The 21,794-nt window shown below is 33.8% G+C and carries 20 protein-coding genes; 12 read left to right on the top strand and 8 right to left on the bottom strand.

The features are described 5' to 3' along the window. The first annotated feature begins 114 nt into the window (after positions 1–114). Positions 115–2,373, top strand: a complete 2,259-nt coding sequence (locus tag ABD859_RS11245) for an acyl-CoA dehydrogenase family protein (protein WP_345144292.1) — start codon at positions 115–117, stop codon at positions 2,371–2,373. 107 nt (positions 2,374–2,480) lie between these two features. Here the strand turns inward: ABD859_RS11245 and ABD859_RS11240 are convergent, their stop codons facing one another. Beyond that, positions 2,481–2,825 carry a 5-carboxymethyl-2-hydroxymuconate Delta-isomerase gene (locus tag ABD859_RS11240; RefSeq protein WP_345144290.1) on the bottom strand — a complete coding sequence of 115 codons (345 nt, stop codon included), beginning with the start codon at positions 2,823–2,825 and terminating at the stop codon, positions 2,481–2,483. A 124-nt stretch (positions 2,826–2,949) separates the two neighbouring features. Between ABD859_RS11240 and ABD859_RS11235 the strand changes: the two genes are divergently transcribed. From ABD859_RS11235 to ABD859_RS11215, 5 genes are all read left to right on the top strand, one after another. Next, entirely contained in the window at positions 2,950–4,593 is a 1,644-nt protein-coding gene (locus ABD859_RS11235; protein ID WP_345144289.1) for a DUF6377 domain-containing protein, read from the top strand. A 208-nt stretch (positions 4,594–4,801) separates the two neighbouring features. After that, positions 4,802–7,018: a glycoside hydrolase family 3 C-terminal domain-containing protein gene (locus ABD859_RS11230; RefSeq protein WP_345144287.1), complete on the top strand. Its 2,217-nt coding sequence runs from the start codon at positions 4,802–4,804 to the stop codon at positions 7,016–7,018. 221 nt (positions 7,019–7,239) lie between these two features. After that, positions 7,240–7,887 (top strand): DUF1349 domain-containing protein, encoded by a 648-nt coding sequence (locus ABD859_RS11225; protein WP_345144285.1) that lies wholly within the window; start codon positions 7,240–7,242, stop codon positions 7,885–7,887. A 102-nt stretch (positions 7,888–7,989) separates the two neighbouring features. Further along, positions 7,990–9,123 carry an acyltransferase family protein gene (locus tag ABD859_RS11220; RefSeq protein WP_345144283.1) on the top strand — a complete coding sequence of 378 codons (1,134 nt, stop codon included), beginning with the start codon at positions 7,990–7,992 and terminating at the stop codon, positions 9,121–9,123. Between the two features lie 239 nt (positions 9,124–9,362). Beyond that, positions 9,363–9,746: a hypothetical protein gene (locus ABD859_RS11215; RefSeq protein ID WP_345144282.1), complete on the top strand. Its 384-nt coding sequence runs from the start codon at positions 9,363–9,365 to the stop codon at positions 9,744–9,746. Between the two features lie 42 nt (positions 9,747–9,788). Here ABD859_RS11215 and tyrS read toward each other — a convergent pair whose 3' ends face one another. The 3 genes from tyrS to ABD859_RS11200 all read right to left on the bottom strand — a co-directional run bounded on the left by tyrS (position 9,789) and on the right by ABD859_RS11200 (position 12,816). Next, positions 9,789–10,991 (bottom strand): tyrosine--tRNA ligase, encoded by a 1,203-nt coding sequence (gene tyrS, locus ABD859_RS11210; RefSeq protein WP_345144280.1) that lies wholly within the window; start codon positions 10,989–10,991, stop codon positions 9,789–9,791. A 409-nt stretch (positions 10,992–11,400) separates the two neighbouring features. Further along, the gene (locus tag ABD859_RS11205) at positions 11,401–12,507 is read right to left on the bottom strand and encodes an NADH:flavin oxidoreductase (protein ID WP_345144278.1); all 1,107 of its coding nucleotides are present in this window, start codon (positions 12,505–12,507) and stop codon (positions 11,401–11,403) included. Positions 12,508–12,513: 6 nt separating this feature from the next. Next, positions 12,514–12,816, bottom strand: a complete 303-nt coding sequence (locus tag ABD859_RS11200; RefSeq protein ID WP_345144276.1) for an ArsR/SmtB family transcription factor — start codon at positions 12,814–12,816, stop codon at positions 12,514–12,516. A gap of 216 nt (positions 12,817–13,032) precedes the next feature. Here ABD859_RS11200 and ABD859_RS11195 point away from each other — a divergent pair, with 216 nt between their 5' ends. From ABD859_RS11195 to ABD859_RS11185, 3 genes are all read left to right on the top strand, one after another. Further along, positions 13,033–13,524 carry a TlpA family protein disulfide reductase gene (locus ABD859_RS11195; RefSeq protein ID WP_345144274.1) on the top strand — a complete coding sequence of 164 codons (492 nt, stop codon included), beginning with the start codon at positions 13,033–13,035 and terminating at the stop codon, positions 13,522–13,524. Positions 13,525–13,533: 9 nt separating this feature from the next. Further along, entirely contained in the window at positions 13,534–13,890 is a 357-nt protein-coding gene (locus tag ABD859_RS11190) for a hypothetical protein (RefSeq protein WP_345144272.1), read from the top strand. Between the two features lie 186 nt (positions 13,891–14,076). Then, positions 14,077–14,358 carry a lysozyme inhibitor LprI family protein gene (locus ABD859_RS11185; RefSeq protein WP_345144270.1) on the top strand — a complete coding sequence of 94 codons (282 nt, stop codon included), beginning with the start codon at positions 14,077–14,079 and terminating at the stop codon, positions 14,356–14,358. Positions 14,359–14,424: 66 nt separating this feature from the next. Here ABD859_RS11185 and ABD859_RS11180 read toward each other — a convergent pair whose 3' ends face one another. Then, positions 14,425–14,808: a hypothetical protein gene (locus ABD859_RS11180; RefSeq protein ID WP_345144268.1), complete on the bottom strand. Its 384-nt coding sequence runs from the start codon at positions 14,806–14,808 to the stop codon at positions 14,425–14,427. A 209-nt stretch (positions 14,809–15,017) separates the two neighbouring features. On the opposite strand from ABD859_RS11180, the gene galA reads away from it, so the two are divergent. Continuing rightward, on the top strand, positions 15,018–17,840 hold the full coding sequence (gene galA / locus ABD859_RS11175; protein ID WP_345144267.1) for a beta-galactosidase GalA: 2,823 nt from the start codon (positions 15,018–15,020) through the stop codon (positions 17,838–17,840). Positions 17,841–17,993: 153 nt separating this feature from the next. Here the strand turns inward: galA and ABD859_RS11170 are convergent, their stop codons facing one another. Together ABD859_RS11170 and ABD859_RS11165 are read right to left on the bottom strand one after the other, a co-directional pair. Further along, entirely contained in the window at positions 17,994–18,446 is a 453-nt protein-coding gene (locus ABD859_RS11170) for a PaaI family thioesterase (protein ID WP_345144266.1), read from the bottom strand. Positions 18,447–18,504: 58 nt separating this feature from the next. After that, the gene (locus ABD859_RS11165; protein ID WP_345144264.1) at positions 18,505–19,095 is read right to left on the bottom strand and encodes a TetR/AcrR family transcriptional regulator; all 591 of its coding nucleotides are present in this window, start codon (positions 19,093–19,095) and stop codon (positions 18,505–18,507) included. A 208-nt stretch (positions 19,096–19,303) separates the two neighbouring features. Here ABD859_RS11165 and ABD859_RS11160 point away from each other — a divergent pair, with 208 nt between their 5' ends. Then, a complete protein-coding gene (locus ABD859_RS11160; protein WP_345144262.1) occupies positions 19,304–20,176 on the top strand; it encodes a helix-turn-helix domain-containing protein in 873 nt (290 codons plus the stop codon). Between the two features lie 392 nt (positions 20,177–20,568). Further along, a complete protein-coding gene (locus ABD859_RS11155; RefSeq protein WP_345144260.1) occupies positions 20,569–20,976 on the top strand; it encodes a cupin domain-containing protein in 408 nt (135 codons plus the stop codon). A gap of 170 nt (positions 20,977–21,146) precedes the next feature. Here the strand turns inward: ABD859_RS11155 and ABD859_RS11150 are convergent, their stop codons facing one another. Continuing rightward, entirely contained in the window at positions 21,147–21,737 is a 591-nt protein-coding gene (locus ABD859_RS11150) for a DUF4142 domain-containing protein (protein ID WP_345144258.1), read from the bottom strand. Between the last annotated feature and the right edge of the window lie 57 nt (positions 21,738–21,794).

The following is a 21,794-nucleotide window of genomic DNA, read 5'->3' as shown; positions in this document are numbered from 1 at the left end:
AATTGCACTAATTTTTTCAAATTATGATTTGTGTAATTCGTGACAAAAGAAAAATCCTTTTAATCTGTAAAATCTGTGGCTAAAAAATAAATACTATATCCAAATCTATTTTCTATGAAAAATACCAAACTTCAAGCCTTTATTCCTTTGTTTTATTTAGTGTGGTCTGATGATCTTCTCACGCAGAAAGAATTTGCTACACTAAAAGAGTTTATACATTCTCTAAATGTTTTATCTGAAGAAGAAAAAGAATATTTACTTTCTAAAGTAGATATTTCAAATCCGCCTTCGCGAAATGAACTTACACAATGGAAATTGGATATTGAAAAAAGTATTCAGGATAAATCGTCTCTTAAATCCATTTTTGATATTGCAAAAGCACTTTCCGGAAATGATCTGGATTTAACGCCTATTGAATCTGATTTTAAAAAACTTGAAAATGATCTTGGGATTTTAGGCGAAGAAGCTTTGCAAAACTTTAAAACAAAAGCAGATTCGTTTACCGCAAGTTCAAAAACGTCAAGTAATTTTGATATTCAAAAAATAACCCAATTGCTGGACGGAAAAGAAGCTCCGATTATTAAAAAAGTAAAATCAATAATTTCAAGACCTGAATTTGCTTACGAAACTTCGACTGATATTAATGTTTTCCGCCAGACCGTTTACAACTGGTGTAAAATTCTTGCCGATGAAAACTTAGGAAATATGGCGTATCCAAAGGAATACGGCGGAGGAGGAAATGTAGAAGATTACTTCGCGATTATGGAAACGCTGAGTTATCACGACTTAAGTTTAGTAATAAAATTTGGTGTTCAGTTTGGGCTTTGGGGAATGAGCGTTCAGTCGCTTGGAACCGAAAAACATTATGCAAAATACTTAAAAGATATTGGTTCACTAAAACTTCCGGGTTGTTTTGCCATGACCGAAACGCATCACGGGTCAAACGTAAAAGGTTTAGAAACTACAGCCACATACAATCATAACGATAAAACATTTACCATTCATACACCCAATAAAAATGCTCAGAAAGAGTATATTGGAAACGCTGCAGTTCACGGACAGGCAGCAACTGTTTTTGCAAAATTAGTTATCGACGGCCACGATTATGGCGTAAATGCATTTGTGGTACCATTACGAGATACAAACGGAAATACATTAAAAGGAATAACCATTGGCGACTGCGGTCATAAAATGGGATTAAACGGCGTTGATAACGGAACCATCAGTTTTGATAATGTGGTAATTCCGAAAGAAAATATGCTCGATCGTTTTGCATCTGTAAATGATAAAGGAGAATTTGAAAGCCCGATTCCGAGTGATAACCGAAGATTTTTTACTATGCTGGGAACTTTGGTAGGAGGAAGAATAGGAATTCCGCGTTCGGCATTGGCGGCAGCCAAATCAGGATTAACAATTGCCATTCGCTACAGCGATCAAAGAAGACAATTTGGACCAGAAGGCGGATCTGAAGTTCCAATTTTAAATTACAGAATGCACCAGCGAAGATTATTGCCGCATTTGGCAAAAACGTATGCTGTTCATTTTGCACTTCAATATCTTACCAACAGATTTTTAAACAGAACCGAAGCCGAAATGCAGGAAATCGAAGCTCTTGCAGCAGGAATGAAAGCTTATTCAACCTGGAGTACAAGAGATATTCTGCAGGAATGCCGTGAAGCTTGCGGCGGAAAAGGTTATTTATCTGAAAACAGAATCGATGCTTTAAAAAATGATACTGAAATTTATACCACTTTTGAAGGCGATAATACCGTTTTAATGCAGTTAACAGCTAAAAACCGTTTATCTGAATTTAGAAAATCGTTTGGTGAAATGGGGTCTTTAGGAATCATTAATTATGTGTATGAAAATGCGAAAACGGTCATTACAGAAAAAAATCCAATCGCGACGAGAAGAACTGATGATGAGCATTTATTAGATGCCGAATTTCATTTGCAGGCTTTTGTACATAGAGAAAAAACAATTTTGGCATCGGCAGCGCGACGTATTAAAAAATTAGTCGACAGCGGTTTAGAAGCTTATGATGCTTTTAATGTTGTTCAGCATCAAATGATTGATGTTTCTCAGGCATATTTAGAACGTATTGTTTTAGAGCAGTTTCAGGAAGCCTTAAAAACAATTGAAGATGAAAACTCAAAAAATATATTAACCAAATTGTACCAGTTGTATGCGCTTTCGCAGATAGAAAAAAACAAAGCCTGGTATCTTGAAGACGGTTATATGGAAGCTGTAAAAACCAAAGCTGTCCGTAAAATCGTAAATCAGCTTTGCTGGGATATTCGTCCCGATGCAGTGGCACTGGTAAATGCATTTGATATTCCCGAAAGCTGTCTGGCTGCGCCAATTGCGGTTTAATTTTAAACTATATAAATCAAAAAAACTTTGTCGGAACTATACGCTTTGACAAAGTTTTTTTTATTTTATTTTCTTTTTGTGATAAAATTATTTATATCTGTTATTCTTTAAATCATGGTTTTATTAAAATAATTTGACTTTTCAAATTCCTGAATATTAATTGAAATTACAGGAACATTTGGAAGTATCTTATTCAAATTTGTAACGATCACTTTAGATAAAGCTGCCTTTTGTTCGTCATTTCGTCCTTCCATAATATAACTAAAAACATGAACGAAATCATCTAAAGAATCTCCGTTGTTGTAATAGCTGAAAGGATTAATGCGGACTTTAATTTCAGAAGCCGTAAACAGGTTAGTCGATAAAGCCGAGTCAAAAACATCCTGCATTATTTCATCTGCAGATTTTAGTCGTATTACATTTTCAGAGCAGTCAATTATAAAATGCGGCATAATTTTAAGTTTTAGGGTTGCTGTAACAAAATTATGAAAAAGCATACTTGTAATAGTGTTGGAAAATCTATTTTTCTATAGACACTTTATTATATTTGTACGTTTCATTTATCTTTTTATTAGTTTGAAAAATCTATTTCTGTTACTTTTTAGCGTTCTTATCAGTTTTCCTGTTTTTGCATTGGACAACACTGATGTTATTTTGAATAAGCTGAATGCAGCTTTAAAAAATAAAGAACATTATGTACGATTAAAAGAAGAACGAATTTTAAACTTCAAAAAAATAAAATCTGAAAACTTAACGCAGGAACAGGAATATAATTACAACAAAACTTTATATGTAGAATATCAAAAATTCAATTCAGATTCGGCGATACTGTATGTAAAAAAAAATCTGAAAATTGCCGTACAGCTTCAAAACAAAGAATTAGAAGATTTGGCAAATCTGCAGCTGGTTACACTTTATTCTTCTTCAGGAAAATACCGTGAATCTGAAGCTATTCTCAAAAGCATCAACAAAAAAACACTTTCTGCACAATTACTGCCAACCTATTACATTTCGTATCGCGAGTTTTTTGAGCATTATGCTGCAAATAGTTATAATGAACAATATCGTCTACAAATTATAAAATACAGAGATTCGCTGCTATCAATTTTAAATCCTAAAACATTAGATTATAAGGTTAACAGAATCCAGCAGGACATTTTTCTTAGAAAATTTGATAACACGCAAAAACAGTTACTCACATTACTAAAAAATACTCCTGAGGAAAATCCGCAGTACGCCATGATTACCTATTTACTGGGTAAAATTAACGAAGCGACAAATAATCTGGAACTTAGAAAAAAATATTACGCGCTTTCGGCAACATCAGATTTAAAAAATGCCAATAAAGACAATGCTTCACTGCAGGAACTGGCTTTGGTTTTTTATGAAATTGGCGATGTCGATATGGCCTATAAACTTACACAGTCGGCTATTGAAGATGCATTGTATTGTAATGTGCAGTTTCGAACGCTGTTAATGTCAGAAGTATATTCGATTATAAATACCGTTTATCTTGAAAAAGAAGCCAAACGAAAAACCGAATTGCAACTTTATTTATTGTGTATCAGTTTATTGTCTGTCTTTTTAGTTGCTGCAGTAATCTACGTTTACAAACAAATGAAAAAGGTTTCGAGAATTCGGGGAGAACTTTATGAAACGAGTCAGGAATTAGCAAAATTAAATAAAGAAATAACCGAAACAAACGAACAATTGCAGGAAACCAATTCGCAATTATCTGAATCTAATCATGTTAAAGAAGAATATATAGCGCATTTTTTCAGCCTTTGTTCAACTTACATTAATAAGCTCGAGAATTACCGTATTATTTTAAATAAAAAAGCGACTGCCAAACAGTTTGATGAAATCTACAAAATTCTAAAATCAACTACTTTAGTCGATAATGAACTCGAAGAATTGTATAAAAACTTCGATATTATCTTTTTGAATTTATACCCAACATTTGTAAAAGACTTTAATGCGCTATTAATTCCCGAAGAACAGATCGTTTTAAAACAAGGCGAATTATTAAACACTGAACTTCGAATTTTTGCTTTAATCAGACTTGGAATTACAGACAGTGTAAAGATAGCGGCATTTCTTCGTTATTCTTTAAGTACAATTTACAATTACCGAACCCGAGGCCGGAATAAAGCCGCAGTTTCGCGAAATGATTTCGAAGAAATGGTCATGAAAATAGGCTCAATGGCATTGAAATCATAAAAATATATTTTAAAAGCACTACTTTTTTTAGTGCTTTTTTTTATTTATATAATTGTTAATCAATGTTTTAATTTTTTAATTCACTACTTTTTTGCGTTTAAAAATCTAAGATGTACGATAACGTTTTAGTTTTACAATATTATTAAAAGGTACAATTGACCACTTGTACCATTTTACAAATTGAATGCTTAAATAAATTATAATAGTTATGTTTAAAAACGTTAAAACAATCCTTGTTTTAGTTTTATTGAGTTCATTCGGATTGAATGCACAAAATAAAGTTCCGGTTTATCTAGATGATAAAAAGCCAATCAATGAGCGTGTAGAAGATGCGCTTAAAAGAATGACAACCGAAGAGAAAATTGCCATGATTCATGCGCAGTCTAAATTTAGTTCACCTGGTGTAAAACGTTTAGGAATTCCTGAAAACTGGATGACCGACGGACCTCATGGAATTCGTACCGAAGTAAAATGGGACGAATGGGATCAGGCAGGATGGACAAATGATTCTTGTATTGCATTTCCGGCTTTAACGGCACTTTCTTCAACATGGAATAAAGAACTAGCTTCTTTATATGGAAAGTCAATTGGAGAAGAAGCGCGTTTCCGTAACAAAAACGTACTATTAGGACCTGGAGTAAACATTTACAGAAGTCCGCTTAACGGACGTAACTTTGAATATATGGGAGAAGATCCGTTTTTGGCTTCAAAAATGGTAGTTCCTTATATTAAGGGTGTTCAGTCAAACGGTGTTGCGGCCTGCGTTAAACACTTTGCATTAAACAATCAGGAAACAAACCGTAACTCTGTAAACGTAATTGTAGAAGATCGTGCGCTATACGAAATTTATCTTCCGGCTTTTAAAGCGGCAGTTCAGGAAGGAGATGTTTGGTCGATTATGGGTTCATACAATAAATATAAAGGACAACAGTGCTGCCACAACGAATACTTATTAAACGATATTCTTCGCGGAGAATGGGGCTTTAAAGGTGTTGTAGTTTCTGACTGGGGCGGTGTACACGATACTAAACAAGCTATTCATAATGGTTTAGACATGGAATTTGGTTCTTGGACAAATGGTCTTACATGGGGAACCAGCAATGCTTACGATAATTACTATCTGGCAAAACCATACGCTGAAATGATTAAAAAAGGTGAAGTAGGAACAAAAGAATTAGACGAAAAAGTACGTCGCATTCTTCGTTTATCTTTCTTAACTACAATGGACAGAAACCGTCCGTTTGGATCTTTTGGAACAGAAGAGCATGCTTTAGCTGGCCGTAAAATTGCCGAAGAAGGAATTGTATTATTACAAAACAACAATAACATTCTGCCAATCAATCTTTCTAAAACTAAGAAAATTGCTGTAATTGGAGAAAATGCTATCAAAATGATGACAGTAGGAGGAGGAAGTTCTTCTCTTAAAGCAAGATACGAAATCACACCGCTTGAAGGTTTAAAGAAAAGAATTGGAAATCAGGCTGAAATCGTTTATGCAAGAGGTTATGTTGGAGATCCAACAAGTAACTATAATGGAGTAGTAGCAAAAGTAAGTTTAGAAGAAAAACGTCCGCAGGCAGAATTAACTGCTGAAGCTTTAAAAATTGCTAAAGATGCTGATATCGTTCTTTTTATTGGAGGTTTGAACAAAAGTCCAAATCAGGATGACGAAGGACATGATCGTAACGAATTAGGATTACCTTACGGTCAGGATAAATTAATCAGCGAATTAGCGAAAGTAAATAAAAACATTGTTTTCGTAAATATTTCTGGAAATGCTGTAGCAATGCCTTGGATTAAGGAAGTTCCGGGAGTTGTTCAGGGATGGTTCTTAGGAACTGAAGCAGGAACTGCTCTAGCAAATGTTTTAGTAGGAGATGTAAACCCATCTGGTAAACTATCTTTTACTTTCCCGGTAAAATTAGCAGATAACGGAGCACACGCTTTAGGAGAATTTCCAGGTGGAGATGAGGTAAAGTACAACGAAGGAATTTTTGTTGGATACCGTTGGGCAGACAAAAATAAAATCAAACCATTATTCCCATTTGGTCACGGATTAAGCTATACAACTTTTGCTTACGGAAAAGTTACGGCTGATAAAAAACAAATGACTGCTGGAGATAAAATCACATTCTCTGTTTCAGTTAAAAATACAGGAAGCCGTGAAGGAGCTGAAGTTGTACAATTGTACATTACAGATTTAAAATCTTCATTACCGCGTCCGGTAAAAGAATTAAAAGGATTTGAGAAAGTTTCGTTAAAAGCCGGAGAAGAAAAAACAGTTACGTTTACAATCGACAAAACTGCTTTAAGTTTCTTCGACGATAAAAAACATGACTGGGTTGCAGAACCGGGAGCTTTTGAAGCAATCGTTGGAGCATCTTCAGCAGATATCAAATCAAAAGTGGGATTCTCACTTCAATAATTTCATTTATTTCTAAACTTTGGTTGGTTTGTAGAGCTGCAATGGTAAAAGTTGCAGCTTTATTTTTAAGCCTTAATTATTTTAACCATTAAGAGATTAAGAAAATTAAGATTTTAGTCTAGATAATTTTTTTAAGTTTGATTACGTCTTAATGAAACTTCATAGGCAAAGAAAACATACCCAACTACTTAATTGACTTAATGATTCAAAAAAAGAATAATATGAAGAAAATTATACTTGGAGCTATTACTATATTTTTAGCACAAAATCTTTCGGCTCAAACATTGAGTAAAATGCAGTGGTTTAATGAACCTGAAAAATGGGAAATTAAAAACAACGCCTTAATTATGAATGTTACGGCAAACAGCGATTACTGGAGAATTTCTCACTACGGATTTACGGTTGATGATGCACCGTTTTACTACGCAACTTATGGCGGAGAGTTTGAAGCTAAAGTAAAAATTACAGGAAATTACATTGCCCGTTTTGACCAAATGGGATTAATGATTCGTGTTGACGAAAAAAATTACATTAAAACCGGAGTTGAATTTGTTGACGGAAAATTCAATATCAGCACCGTGGTAACGCACGACAAAAGCGACTGGAGCGTAACAACCTTAGAAAAAGCACCGCCGTTTGTATGGATTAAAGCCGTGAGAAGATTAGATGCTGTTGAGGTTTTTTATTCTTTTGATGATAAAAACTATATCATGACCAGAAATGCGCCTTTGCAAGACAACACACCTGTACAAGTTGGATTAATGGCTGCTTCTCCAGATGGAAAAGGTTTTGAAGCTAAATTCGAAAACTTTACTGTAAAGCATCTTCCGGATCAAAGAAGATTAGAATGGCTTAAAAATCATCAGTAAAAATTAAAAAATCCCAAATCTTTAAATTCCAAAAGAGCAAGCGATTTTTAAAAAAATCTAAAATCTAATCCCGAAGTTTCGGGACTAAAATCTAAAATCTAAATGACCGAAATTAAACCAAAAAAACATTACGAAATTCTTGACGGACTTCGAGGTGTGGCCGCCATTTTAGTAGTTGCCTTTCATATTTTTGAAGCGCATAGCGGCGGTAACCGATTTGTACAAATCATTAATCACGGATATCTTGCCGTTGATTTCTTTTTTCTTTTATCAGGATTCGTTGTAGCGTATGCTTATGATGACCGCTGGGGAAAAATGGGACAGTGGGAATTTTACAAACGAAGATTAATCCGTTTACAACCCATGGTAATTATGGGAATGATTATAGGAGCGATATTTTATTACTTTCAGGCTTCGGATATTTTGTTTCCAATGATTGCCGGAATGGAAGTCTGGAAAGTAATTTTAACCATGGTTATTGGTTTTACATTACTGCCAATTCCACCATCAATGGAAATTAGAGGCTGGGGAGAAATGCATCCGTTAAACGGACCTGCATGGTCACTTTTCTTCGAATATATTGCGAACATACTTTATGCCGTTTTATTCCGTAAGTTTTCAAATAAAGTAATGACCGTTTTGGTTTTAATCTTCGCTGGATTATTGATTAATTATACCGTTTTTGGTCCAAAAGGAGATGTGATAGGAGGCTGGTCATTAAATCTGGAACAAATGAATGTTGGTTTTACGCGTTTGTTATATCCGTTTTTTGCCGGTGTTTTATTATGCCGTTTAGGAAAACTAATTCATATAAAAGGCGCTTTCTGGATTTGCAGTCTGTTGATTACTGTAATTTTAGCTATTCCAAGAATTGGAGATGAAAACAGTTTATGGATGAACGGACTTTATGAATCATTTGCTATTATTTTAGTTTTTCCTTTAATAGTAGCGATTGGAGCAGGAGGGGAAATCAAAAATGCTTTTTCATTAAAAATCTGCAAATTATTAGGCGATATTTCATACCCAATTTATATTACACATTATCCGCTTATTTACTGGTATACAGCATGGGCTGTAGACAATAAGGTTTCTTTGGCCGATGGTTACAAAATAGGACTTACTGTTTTATTTGCAAGTATTGTTTTAGCTTATTTATGTTTGAAATTGTATGACGAACCTGTACGCAAATGGCTTCAGAATAAATTTCAAAAGCAAAAACCTGTATCGGCTGCATAATTGTTGAGTTTGTAATCTTTGTTAGTTACAAATGTTAAAAGGGATGAAATTAAATTATTTCATCCCTTTTTTACTTTAAATTTATGCAGTTTTTTAAAAGTAAATAAATGTCTCCATTAGAAGAAACCCATAATATGCCGATTTATCAAAAGGCAGAACAAATTTTTCAGCTTACACAGGGATTAATTCAGATTGTACCGGAATAAAATGAATTTTTGCAGGAAACGGTTGTTAAATTCATGGCTGAAAATGCCATGCTGATTCCGGTTAAAATTGCCGGAGCAGAAGGAGGGGATTTTTATGATCTGCGAATGGAAAATGCTGCCATAATTAGAAAAGCGGCCAGAGAACTTTATGTGCAGGCCGGAAGTCTGCGTTTTGAAGAAGGAATCCGTGATAAAGATTATATCGAATTACTGCGAAACACAATTGAAGAATTTCGTCTTTTGTTTGTAGACTGGGTTGCCGGATTTGATCAGTGGAATTATATTAAAGACAGCTGGGGATTATTTAATCCGCCCGGAGTTCATGCACACGATAAAGATCCTGACGAAGATATTCCGTTTAATATAGATGAGTTTTTTGAATATGGAGGTGAAGATGATGACGATGACGATTTTTAAATATTAAAATGGGATGAAACACAATGTATCATCCCATTTTTTTTATATTAATTCGAAAAAATCCCTTTTTCCAATTTTTACTTTGGTTTCTTTTTTCAGCTGAATCAATTCGTATGGATTTGTAATTTTTGCATTATCAATCTGCACAGCACCGCTTTCTATCAATCTTCTGTTAGCAGATTTTGTAATATCATTTTTAATAGATACACAAAGATCAATTAAGGCGATCTGATCTGATGAATTTTCAATAGATGAAATCAAAACCGGCACAAACGTTTTTGATGCCGCATTTTTACTTTGAAACTGATTTGCAAAAAAGATTTCGGCTTCATCTGCCAGTTCTTTTGAATGGTATTGACTGATAATATTTTTAGCAATCAGTTTTTTAATATTCATTGGATTTTCAGTCTCTAAACGATTTTTAATTTCCTGTTTTTCTTTTAATGAAAAATTAGTCGTTAAGTCTAAAAATTCTAAAATAAGACTATCCGGAATCGACATTGTTTTTCCAAACATTTCGTTAGGTTCATCAATTAAACCTATGGTATTATGAAGCGATTTGCTCATTTTTTCTTTTCCGTCCAATCCTTTCAGGAGCGGCATGCACATAACAATCTGAGCAGGCATTTTACAGTTTTCCTGCAATTGTCTTCCCATAGTACAATTAAATAACTGATCTGTGCCGCCCATTTCAATATCGGCGTTAATTTTTACCGAATCAAAAGCCTGTAAAATTGGGTAAACCAGTTCATGCATGGCAATTGGTGTATTTTCGGTAAAACGTTTATTAAAATCATTTCTGTGCATTAATTGTGCAACAGTAACATTCGACATAATCTGAATCACTTCAGAAAAAGAAAGCGTATCAAGCCATTCCGAATTAAAAACAATTTTTGCTTTTTCAATATCAATAATTTTAGACAATTGATTAATGTAGGTTTCGGCATTATGCTGTACTTCTTCAATGTTTAAAGGTTTTCGGCTTTTGTTTTTTCCTGTTGGGTCACCAATTCGGGCTGTAAAACTCCCTACGACAATTACAATTTGATGTCCTAAATCCTGAAATTGTTTCATCTTTTTTAGTACAACAGCATGTCCTAGATGTAAATCCGGAGCCGTTGGATCAAAACCCAGTTTTATAATCAGTTTTCTGTTTTCTTTTTCAGCCAGCTTTAGTTTTTCTTCTAAACCATTTTCAGGAAGAAAGATGGCTGCATTTTCTTTTAATTTTTGAATTGTTTCCATTTTGTTTAAATAAAAAAAGCCCGGACAAAATGCCCGGGCTTTAAGGTTATATAATTTTATATCTGTTATTTTACGAAAGTAAATACGTTGAATTATAAGCATAGCCAATCCGAGCAGTTATTACTTCGTGATAATAAGTGCTGAAAAAAGGAAGGCGTAATATGCTGTTCAAGAATTTCATATTGACTGCAAAGATAAATGTTTTGTGCTAAATAAAATCTAATTTGATCTGCTTTAATCTCTATAAATCTGCGTAAAAAAATCTATGCGTTAAAGTATTTCACGCAGATTTTTAAAATTTCAGCAGATTTACACAGATTTGAATTTAAAACTGTTGTATAGAAAATAAAAAGGTCCAAAGGAAAAACTTTGTCCCTTTGAACCTTTGTAACTTTGTATCTTAAAAAAATTATTCTAAAACCAATTGTCCTAAAGCTTCTTTACTAAAACCTTTTAATTCATCTGTTTTTCCGGCTTTGATTTTAGACACCCAGTTTGGATCTGATAAAAGTGGTCTTCCAACAGCAACTAAATCAAAATCACCTCTGTCGAAACGTCTGTTTAATTCTTCAAGAGAAGTAGGCTCAGAGCTTTCTCCTGCAAAAGCACCAAAGAAATCTCCAGAAAGACCAACAGAACCTACTGTAATAGTTGGTGCTCCGGTAACTTTTTTTGCCCAGCCTGCAAAGTTCAAATCAGAATCTTCAAATTCAGGTTCCCAGAAACGACGTTGTGAAGCGTGAATAATATCAACACCAGCGTCAACAAGAGGAGTAAGCCAGGCTTCTAATTCCTGTGGATTTTTAGCCAGTTTATAATTGTAATCTGAAGGTTTAAATTGAGAAAAACGCATAATTACAGCGAAATCATTTCCAACTTGTTTTCTGATTTCTTTTATAACTTCAATTGCAAAACGGTTACGTTCCGGCAATGTTTTTCCGCCGTAAACATCTTCACGTACGTTCGTTTCGGCTCTAAAAAACTGGTCAATTAAATAACCATGTGCGCCGTGAATTTCGATAGTATCAAAACCTAATCTTTTCGCATCGGCAGCAGCTTTACCAAAAGCCAGGATTGTATTTTCAATATCTTTTTCAGACATGGCAATTCCGTTTCTAAAATCAGGACGGTTTAGACCAGAAGGACCTTCAAACGGAACCGGAGGCACCCATCCAGAATGGTGGTTGTCCATAATTCCCATATGCCAGATCTGCGGTCCCATTTTACCGCCCGCAGCGTGAACTTCATCAATCACTTTTTTCCATCCGTTTAAAGCTAAATCGCCATAAAAGTGAGGTACATTAGCATCATTAGAAGATGATTTTCTGTCAATAACAGTTCCTTCAGATAATATTAAACCAACTTCGCCTTCAGCCCTTTTTTGGTAGTAAGCTGCGACATCATCAGTTGGTACTCCGTTAGGAGAAAAAGAGCGCGTCATAGGCGCCATTACGATTCGGTTTTTTAAGTTTAACGATTTTAAGTTAAACGGAGAAAACAGGTTGTTTGTGCTCATAGTAATTTACAAATTTGTTTGAATTAATTTACTGAGTGCTTCAAAGGCACCTTCGTTACGTTTATAATAAGTCCATTGTCCAACACGTTTGGCTTCGATAAAACCGGCGCGCTGTAAAATAGACAGGTATTCTGATACTGTAGATTGTGTTAAACCGGCTTTTGCCTGAATCTGTCCCACACAAACTCCGTGTTCAAATCCGCCGTGTTCCAGCTGACCCGGAAAGTTAAATTCGGGATCTTTAAGCCATTCCAGCATTTGCAGTCTGGATTTGTTAGAGAGTGCCTTAAAAATATCTATATTTTCCATGACACAAATATATCGACTTTTCCCGATATACCAATTTCCCGATATGCTTTTGTGATAATTTTATGATTGGAGCAGGGGAAGTTTTGTTTTTCAGAAGAATGTTTTCAAAGAAAAAATTATATTTGTTATTGATTTAATCTTGATAAGTCAAATCTTTTCTCATTTTATAAGATTATCAATTAATTAAAGCCCCAAACAAATAAACGTAATCCAATTATGAAAAAAATCTACTTAGTCTTAACTTTTACATTCTTTAATTTATTTATAAGCAACGCACAAGTCGTAGGAACAGATATTGGCGATATTGCTCCCGAAATTGATCTTCCTGATACTAAAGGAGAAAAAATAGCACTTTCTTCTTTAAGAGGTTCTCTTGTGTTGGTTGATTTTTGGGCATCATGGTGCGGACCATGTATAAAAGAACAGCCATTATTGCTAAAACTGTATAATGCTTATCCTGACAAATTATCGATTTACGGTGTTTCTATGGATACGAAAAAGCCATTATGGACGGCTGCAATTGCAAAAGGAAAATTACCATGGACAAATGTTAGCGATTTAAAATACTGGACTTCGCCTGTTGTGGGAGATTACATGCTTCAATCTGTTCCTTTGAATTTTTTAGTAGACAGAAACGGAATTATCATTGCAAAGAATATTCATGGAAAAGCATTAGAAGACATGGTTAATAGTTTACTGGCACAATAATTTAATTAAATGAAGTTTCATAATTTATATATAGATACTAATAATTCTTTAGAAATTTATCAGAAAATAACGGATTTGTTAGGAGTCGAACCTAGCGAAAAAGAAGAAGGATTTGATATATGGACTTATCAAATCGTTACAGATGAAAATGATAAATATTTTGATTTCATAAATGTCTTTTTAGATATACTAGAACCAAATTTTGAAAAACTTAATGATTTAAATATATCAAAAGATGATATAATGATTTGGCTTTTTTATGAATATAACCAGCAATGTTCAGTGTCATTTAGTCCTCAGGAAATGAAGAGATTAGGTGAAAGCGGAATTGCATTTAATATTGATTGTATTAAACAAAATGACTGATTAAATCAAATACTATACATAAAGATTTTTCTTTTTTGTATAAGAAAATATAAAGATGAAATTATGATACAAAAATCAATCTTATTACTTTTTTTTCTGACGTCTATATATTGTAATTCACAAACACTTGAAGCGGTATATAAAATGAAATCCGATTATCAAAAATGTTTGAACAAAGGCCAAAACATGCGTAACTGCGCCTTTGAATATTATAATAAGTCAGACAGTCTGCTGAATGTTTCGTATAAAAATCTTAAAGCGAAGATGAGTTCAAAAGAACAATCGAAGTTAAAGAAAGAACAATTAGAATGGCTTAAAAAGCGTGATCAGTTTTTTCAAAAAGTATACTCAGATACTAAAAAAGAAGGGAATTTTATTGAAGGAACACAAGACTTTGAGATGATTATTTATGATGAACAGGCAAAATTTGTGTTTGGCAGAGTTAAAGAACTTATTAATAAAGGTTAAACTTTTTAAGTATAATAAAAAAAGCCCATTTCGATAGAAATGGGCTTTTTGGTTGTTTACATTTAGTTACTCGTTTTCTGATGGAGTTTTCTTTACACCGCCAAAATTCGTTTTCATCATTTCCCTAATCTGAAACTGAGTTTTATTTCTGGTTACGCTTTTCCATTGGTCAAAATCATAAATATGAATTTGGTCTGCATATGGATTCGTTACAAAGAAAAGTCTTGATATAGAGAATTTGTAATATTTTAATTCATGCGAAATGTGGCGGTCGGGTACGACAATAAGAATCGTATCCCAATCCAGAAAATTCTTAGGAACATCCTCTCTTTCTGTTAATCCAAGAGATTCAAAAAAGGCCAGTATCTTTTGATCATTATTCTTATCGATCTTTTCATCGATTCGTTTAATGGTGCTAAGAAGCTTTTTTTCATCTTTAATAACACTCATATAATCTCTGTTTTTTAAATTTTTATATAAAATTACATCAAATCAAAATCATTTTATAAAGTATAGCCAATAGAATGATTCTAAATTTTAGGGACACATTTTAGGGGGTATAAGAGAGTTATTGTGTGTATTTTGATAAAATACTATTGAATTAAACCAATTCTGTGCGTTATTTTTATATTTTCTAACTTTGACTAACCTGCACTTTTATGAAAACTGTTTTCTTTAAAAGAATTTTTCTGTTTTATACTTTTTTGATTTCATGTCTGGCTTCTGCCCAAAATGAATCTGAAAGAGAATTGATTTTAATTGATAAAGACTGGCGTTTTTCATTTGGACATGTATACGATACAAAAAAAGATTTCAATCATGCCGAAGGTTATTTTTCATACCTCACTAAAACCGGATTTGGCGACGGGCCGGCTGCAAAAGATTTTGATGATCGTGCCTGGAGAAAATTAGATTTGCCTCACGATTGGGCAGTTGAACAGTCTTTTAGCGAAAGCGGCAGTTTCAGCCACGGATTTAAAACTGCTGGTAAAGGTTTTCCGGAAAAAAGTATTGGCTGGTATCGAAAAAAAATCAACATTCCGGAATCAGATAAAGGCAAAATTATAAGCCTGAAGTTTGACGGAGTTTTTAGAAATTCAAAAGTATTTTTTAACGGTTATTATCTGGGAACAGAAGAAAGTGGTTATAACGGATTTGAATACGATATTTCGGCTTATGTAAATTATGGCGGAGAAAACACAATTGTTGTCCGTGCCGATGCTTCAATGGAAGAAGGCTGGTTTTATGAAGGTGCCGGAATTTACAGACACGTTTATCTGCAAAAAACAAATCCGGTTTATGTGGCGCTAAACGGAACATATATTACTTCTGAAATTAAAAATAACGAAGCAAAAGTTACTGCACAAGTTACTATAGAAAATAAAGGAAACTATAAAGGTTTAATTGAAATTGTTCAGACTATTTTTGATGCCTCCGGTAAAGAAATTTCAATAACACAAGAAAAAGTAAAGGCACCTGATTTTTATAAAACAGCAGTTTTTACATCAAACCTAAATGTGAAAAATCCGCTTTTGTGGGATCTTGATTCTCCAAATTTGTATCGTTTAGTAACTCAGATTAAGCAAAGCGAAAAGGTGATTGACCGTTATGAAACTGCTTTTGGAATTAGAACCATTAAATTTGATCCTGAAAATGGCTTTTTTCTAAATGGAAAATCACTTAAGCTAAAAGGAACCAACAATCATCAGGATCATGCCGGAATTGGAACGGCTCTGCCAGACGAAATTCAATATTACAGAATTAAAAAACTTAAAGAAATGGGCTCAAATGCCTATCGCTGTTCACATCATCCGCCAACACCAGAATTGCTAAAAGCCTGTGATGAACTGGGAATGCTGGTAATTGATGAAACACGTTTAATGGGAATTAACGATTATCATTTAAATGATTTAAAGCGAATGATGGAGCGCGACCGAAATCATCCAAGTATTTTTTGCTGGTCGGTTGGAAATGAAGAATGGAATATTGAAGGCAATATTACGGGTGAACGTATAACGAATATTATGCAGGATTTTGCCAAAACTATCGATTCGACAAGATCTGTAACGGTGGGAATCAGCAGCGGATTTAAAAGTGGGATTTCGTCTGTGGTAGAAATTATGGGTTATAATTATCTCGGAAACGGCGATATTGATGCGCATAGAAATCAATTTAAGAATCAGCCGGGAATGGGAACTGAAGAAGGTTCGACTTTTGCGACACGAGGTATTTATTTTACTGATGATGCCAGACATTACCAAAGCGCTTATGACAAAAAACCACGCCCCACATTTTACAGTATTGAAGAAGGCTGGAAGTTTTATGCCGAAAGACCTTATCTGGTCGGAATTTTTATCTGGACAGGATTTGATTATCGCGGTGAGCCAACGCCTTATGGCTGGCCTTCGGTAACGTCGTATTTTGGAATGATGGATGTGTGCGGTTTTCCTAAAGACAATGTTTTTTATTTAAAATCGTGGTGGGGAAAAGAACCTGTTTTGCATTTGTTGCCGCACTGGAACTGGAGTGGGAAAGAAGGACAGGAAATCGATGTCTGGGCTTATTCGAATTGTGATGAAGTCGAACTTTTTCTAAATAAAAAGAGTTTAGGAAAAAAGAAAATGGAATTGAACAGCCATTTAGAATGGAAAGTAAAATACCAAGCCGGAACTCTGGAAGCAGTAGGTTATAAGAATGGCAAAAAAGTTTTAACCGAAACTCAAAAAACAACCGGAAATCCGGAAAATATCAAACTTTCTTTAGATAAAGAAAATTTGCCTAAATCAAAAGTAAGTGTGATTACGGCTGAAGTTACAGATAAAAAAGGACTTCGTGTTCCAACAGCCGATAATGAAATTACATTCGATATAAAAGGAGGGAAAATTTTAGGAGTTGGCAACGGCGATCCAACTTCGTTAGAAAAAGATCAATTTATAGATCAAACCACTTTAGTTTCGATAACAAATTTTCAGGAACAAAACGGAACAACAACAGTTTTACCTGAACAGCTTTCTTCTTATTCAGAAAAGGATTGGAAAGAAGCATTTAAGGACAGAGATTATAAAAAACAGGCTCCATCTTATATATATAGAGGCCAATTTGAGTTAAAAAATAATCTGCCTTCAAACATCGTAAGTTTCTTTTACAAAAAAATAGGAATTGAAACGGTAGTTTTTGTAAACGGAAATAAAATTAATCCAAGCAATGAAGATTCTCAAAAGTATATTTTGAATTCTGGCATCTTAAAAGAAGGAAAAAACACAATCTACATTGCTGCAACGCCTTTGCAAAAAATAAAAGACTGGGATGTTATGAATACTGATCCCGGAATTATTCAGATTGTAACGCCTGCTGAAGCCTGGAAAAGAAAGCTTTTTAATGGTTATGCACAAATCATTATTCAAAAAGATGAAAATGCAAAAGAAGTTCTTTTATCTGCATTTTCGAAGGGATTAAAAACCGGAAGTTTGATTATTCCGTAACGAATTCTTATCCTAAACCCGTTGCGTGAAAGACGAACTGCGACGCGTTTCTACAATGAAATGGTGATGATGCTATTTTATACAAAGTACATTCGTAGAGACGCACCGCAGTGCGTCTAACTAACGTTTTAATAATCCCAAAGCATTGCTTTATTACTGCAGTGTCTTTTTTACAACATTTGTTTTAAACAAATTAGAAGTTGCTCTTGCAATTAATCGGGTTTCATTTGCATTCCAAATTTCACATTGGGCATTTACCATTTGTCTTCCTTTTTTTATAATGAGTGTTTTAGCCAAAATCGTATCGCCAACGTGCGCTGGAGCAAAATAATCAACAACAAGATTTATAGTCGTATAAAAACTTTCTTCATTTAGCGAAAACATAGTTGCGCCAATACAATCGTCAGCAATAGCGGCTGTAACGCCACCGTGCAGACTTTTAATTGGGTTCGACATTTCTTCTCTAATAACATATTTAAAAGTTACCGTTCCTTCTTCGGCAGCTAATACTATCGGACGCATCCAAAGCATAAATGGGGAAGGAGAAGCTGTAAATTCTCTGTTTATATGATCTTGTAATACTTGTAATCTTGTTTTTGTTTCCATTTGTATTTACTGTTAAAATTTTAAATATACCAATTGGTATATTTTGTAATAAAAAAAATTATTCTAAATCTTCAATAATCTTAGTAAGCGACTGCATAATGTCTGTTAGACTAGATAAGTTTCCGGTAATTTTAGCAATCATAACGGCTCCTTCAATAATGGCAATCATGGTTAATGCCGTTTTTTCGGGGTTTATTGATTTTGCTTTAAATTCTCCCGAAACAATGCCTTGTTCTATAAAATAAACCAATTGCTCTTTCCATGACAAAATCACTCGTTCTACTTTTTTTCTAAGAACGGGATGTGTGTCATCGGCTTCTGTTGCAGTATTAATTATAGGACAGCCGCCCTGAGTAACTCTTAAGTCGTAATAATCAGAATAAAGATGTGGATAAACTAACAATTTTCCTTTAAATGTTTTTTCTTTTTCAATTTCCCTTGAAAAAATATCGTGCAGTTTTTTGACGTTAAACCTAAATGCTGCCAGTGCAACTTCATCTTTATTAGCAAAATTACCATAAATGCTTCCTTTTGTTAATCCGGTTGCATCTGTAATATCGCTCATAGACGTACCGCTGTAACCCTTCATATTAAAGATTGGAGCCGTTTTTTCAATTATAAATTGTTTAGTTCTTTGAGCTTTAGTCATTATAAATCCAATTAGAATGCAAATATATACCGATTGGTATTATTTTTAAACTTTTTCGTGGTTTTTTTATTCCGCAATTCAAAAAGGTTTAGGCTGATTGGCAAAGTTTTTTTCTTCGAGTTCTTAGCACAGTCTTCGCATCTTTTTCAGTTAAATCATCTTTAAAACAAAAAATTAAAATTTTATTTGATTTTCATAACTTTGCTGCATGAATAATGAAACAGAAATTCAAAATTGCGACTCTGCAAGTTCAGAATTAATAACAAAAGGCTTTAAGGTTTATAAACTGCAGGAGGACGTTAGTAAAATTCCGGTTTACAGCCGTAGAGATTTTTACAAAATCTGTATTAATACCAGTCAGAGCCGTATACATTATGCCGACAGGGGTATTGAAACCGACGGAACGATTTTGTTTTTCGGTAATCCAATTATTCCGTATTCCTGGGAAACTATTTCAGACACGTATGAAGGTTATGCCTGCGTTTTTACAGAAGAATTCCTAAAAACCAAAGACCGCTCTGAAACACTTCATGAATCGCCTTTGTTTAAAATTGGCGGTACGCCTATTTTTAATTTAGCTCCTGAGCAAAAGGTGTTTATCGATTCATTATTTCAAAAAATGATTGAAGAACAGCAGACAGATTATGTATTTAAAGATGATTTAATGCGTAATTATATCAACCTGATTATTCATGAATCAATGAAGATGCAGCCAACAGATAATTTCTTTAAGCCTAAAAATGCTTCTTCGAGAATTACGTCTTTGTTTTTAGAATTACTGGAAAGACAATTTCCAATAGAAACCAAAAACCAGCCTTTGAGCTTAAAAACGCCGCAGGATTTTGCACAAAGTCTTGCTGTACACGTAAATCATTTAAACCGGTCTGTAAAAGAAGTGACCGGAAAACCCACTACGGCCCATATTACCGAAAGAATTATAAGTGAAGCAAAAGCATTGATTCTGCATACAGACTGGAGTATTTCGGATATTGGATATTCGCTTGGTTTTGAATATCCAAGTTATTTTAATAATTACTTCAAAAGACTTACGGGAACGGTGCCAAAATCGCTTCGAATGTAAAATTGTTTCAATTTCATAATTTTTTGTTTGAATATTGTTATTTTCAGAAAGCATTGTCATAGTACTTTTGCTCTAAATTCGTATTAACTCATTTATCAGTTTTAACACACTAAATAATCTACTTCATAAAGCGCACTCTAGCTTTTTCAATTTAGTACTTCTGATTCTGATAAATCTCAAACAATAAAAATTTATGGAAAAATCTGTTAATCTATATTATCATATCGTTTTCTAAGGAAATCAAATGCCTGAGAAAATTTCAAACAAACATATTATAATGTTTGTTCTTTAAAGATGTATTAGTGCAAAATCAAGCGGGTTGCAGACTGACTTGAAATGGTACTGATGTTAGTTTTAAAAAAAATCAATCTCAAAAAATAAATTAATAAATTATGTCGACAAATTATTCAGCCGTTATCGAAGAAGGAAAAGTCCCTAATACATATATGACGGGTGACGTTTCCTATAAAAAACAAAGCAGTGATATTCATCCGGAAAATACTGTTATTAAGGAAGTGACTTTTGAGCCTTGTGCGAGAAGTAATTGGCATAGTAATGCAGGTTTACAAATGCTGATTGCAAAACAAGGTGCGGGATATTATCAGGAAAGAGGATCTGCCGTAAGAGTACTTAAAAAAGATGAGGTAGTTACCATTTTACCCGGAGTAGAACACTGGTATGGTGCAACTCCGTTTGAGAAATTCTCTTATGTTGCCATTATTACAGAAATTGATAAAGGCCACGGAGAATGGTTAGAAAAAGTAACCGATGGAGAATATTTTCTATTAAGCGGGAAATAGTTTTTTTTAAAGAGGCTAAGATTCTAAGCTGGTAAGATTTTGCCACTAAAAATAAAACTTAGAACCTTATCATCTTAGCCGCTCAGAACCTTTTAAAAAAAGCAACCCCCTTAAGCAATTCAACTCTTAAGGGGGTTTTTAAAAATAAATAATAACCAATTAAATTTATTTTACTTTTTCTTATCCAGATTTTGCTTCAATAATTTAGCGTGTTCTAAATGTGAAGTTAAACCCGCAATATTATTCGTAGCCCACATTTTAACATCTTCGTCATGTGCATCTTTTGCAGCTTTTTGAAGTTTGTCAATTGCTTTTTGGTGGCCGTCGATCATCATATCAGCGAATTTTTTGTCAAAATCAAGACCAGATTTTTCGTTTAGTTTTTTATATTCATCCTGACCTTCTTCTGTTAAAGATGTTGGCAGTGTAAAGTTTTTTGCTTTTGCTAAGGCACTAACTTCCGATGCTGATTTTGTATGTTCATCAACCAGCATTTTTCCGAATTTTTTTACTTCCGGGTCAGTTCCTTTTTGTTGTGCCAGTTTTCCAATTTCAATTTCGGCTAAATTAATTTCAGCTTGATCTACTAAAAATTCAGAATCATCTTCTTTATTGTCTATAGTATCAAATTTAGCTTCGTTTGCATCTTCTGCCACTTCTTTAGGATCTTCTTGTTTCGTTTCGTTTTTACAAGAATTAAGAGATATAATAATAAGTCCTGCTCCTAAAATAGCTTTACTGGCTAATAATAACTTTTTCATGATTTTATAGTTTAAATGTTATGATGTAAAATTATTATAACTTGTAATGAATGACTT

It is taken from the genome of Flavobacterium ginsengiterrae (assembly GCF_039539785.1).
In the GTDB taxonomy this organism is placed as follows: domain Bacteria; phylum Bacteroidota; class Bacteroidia; order Flavobacteriales; family Flavobacteriaceae; genus Flavobacterium; species Flavobacterium ginsengiterrae.
Note: the sequence above shows the minus strand (reverse complement) of the source record. Positions and strands in the feature narration are given on the sequence as shown.

Bases quoted from the DNA above. Each gene is read 5' to 3' on its own strand.
- ABD859_RS11245 (WP_345144292.1), top strand. From the start codon at position 115: ATGAAAAATACCAAACTTCAAGCCTTTATTCCTTTGTTTTATTTAGTG.
- ABD859_RS11240 (WP_345144290.1), bottom strand. From the start codon at position 2,825: ATGCCGCATTTTATAATTGACTGCTCTGAAAATGTAATACGACTAAAA.
- ABD859_RS11230 (WP_345144287.1), top strand. From the start codon at position 4,802: ATGTTTAAAAACGTTAAAACAATCCTTGTTTTAGTTTTATTGAGTTCA.
- ABD859_RS11225 (WP_345144285.1), top strand. From the start codon at position 7,240: ATGAAGAAAATTATACTTGGAGCTATTACTATATTTTTAGCACAAAAT.
- ABD859_RS11220 (WP_345144283.1), top strand. From the start codon at position 7,990: ATGACCGAAATTAAACCAAAAAAACATTACGAAATTCTTGACGGACTT.
- ABD859_RS11215 (WP_345144282.1), top strand. From the start codon at position 9,363: ATGGCTGAAAATGCCATGCTGATTCCGGTTAAAATTGCCGGAGCAGAA.
- tyrS (WP_345144280.1), bottom strand. From the start codon at position 10,991: ATGGAAACAATTCAAAAATTAAAAGAAAATGCAGCCATCTTTCTTCCT.
- ABD859_RS11205 (WP_345144278.1), bottom strand. From the start codon at position 12,507: ATGAGCACAAACAACCTGTTTTCTCCGTTTAACTTAAAATCGTTAAAC.
- ABD859_RS11200 (WP_345144276.1), bottom strand. From the start codon at position 12,816: ATGGAAAATATAGATATTTTTAAGGCACTCTCTAACAAATCCAGACTG.
- ABD859_RS11195 (WP_345144274.1), top strand. From the start codon at position 13,033: ATGAAAAAAATCTACTTAGTCTTAACTTTTACATTCTTTAATTTATTT.
- ABD859_RS11190 (WP_345144272.1), top strand. From the start codon at position 13,534: ATGAAGTTTCATAATTTATATATAGATACTAATAATTCTTTAGAAATT.
- ABD859_RS11185 (WP_345144270.1), top strand. From the start codon at position 14,077: ATGCGTAACTGCGCCTTTGAATATTATAATAAGTCAGACAGTCTGCTG.
- ABD859_RS11180 (WP_345144268.1), bottom strand. From the start codon at position 14,808: ATGAGTGTTATTAAAGATGAAAAAAAGCTTCTTAGCACCATTAAACGA.
- galA (WP_345144267.1), top strand. From the start codon at position 15,018: ATGAAAACTGTTTTCTTTAAAAGAATTTTTCTGTTTTATACTTTTTTG.
- ABD859_RS11170 (WP_345144266.1), bottom strand. From the start codon at position 18,446: ATGGAAACAAAAACAAGATTACAAGTATTACAAGATCATATAAACAGA.
- ABD859_RS11165 (WP_345144264.1), bottom strand. From the start codon at position 19,095: ATGACTAAAGCTCAAAGAACTAAACAATTTATAATTGAAAAAACGGCT.
- ABD859_RS11160 (WP_345144262.1), top strand. From the start codon at position 19,304: ATGAATAATGAAACAGAAATTCAAAATTGCGACTCTGCAAGTTCAGAA.
- ABD859_RS11155 (WP_345144260.1), top strand. From the start codon at position 20,569: ATGTCGACAAATTATTCAGCCGTTATCGAAGAAGGAAAAGTCCCTAAT.
- ABD859_RS11150 (WP_345144258.1), bottom strand. From the start codon at position 21,737: ATGAAAAAGTTATTATTAGCCAGTAAAGCTATTTTAGGAGCAGGACTT.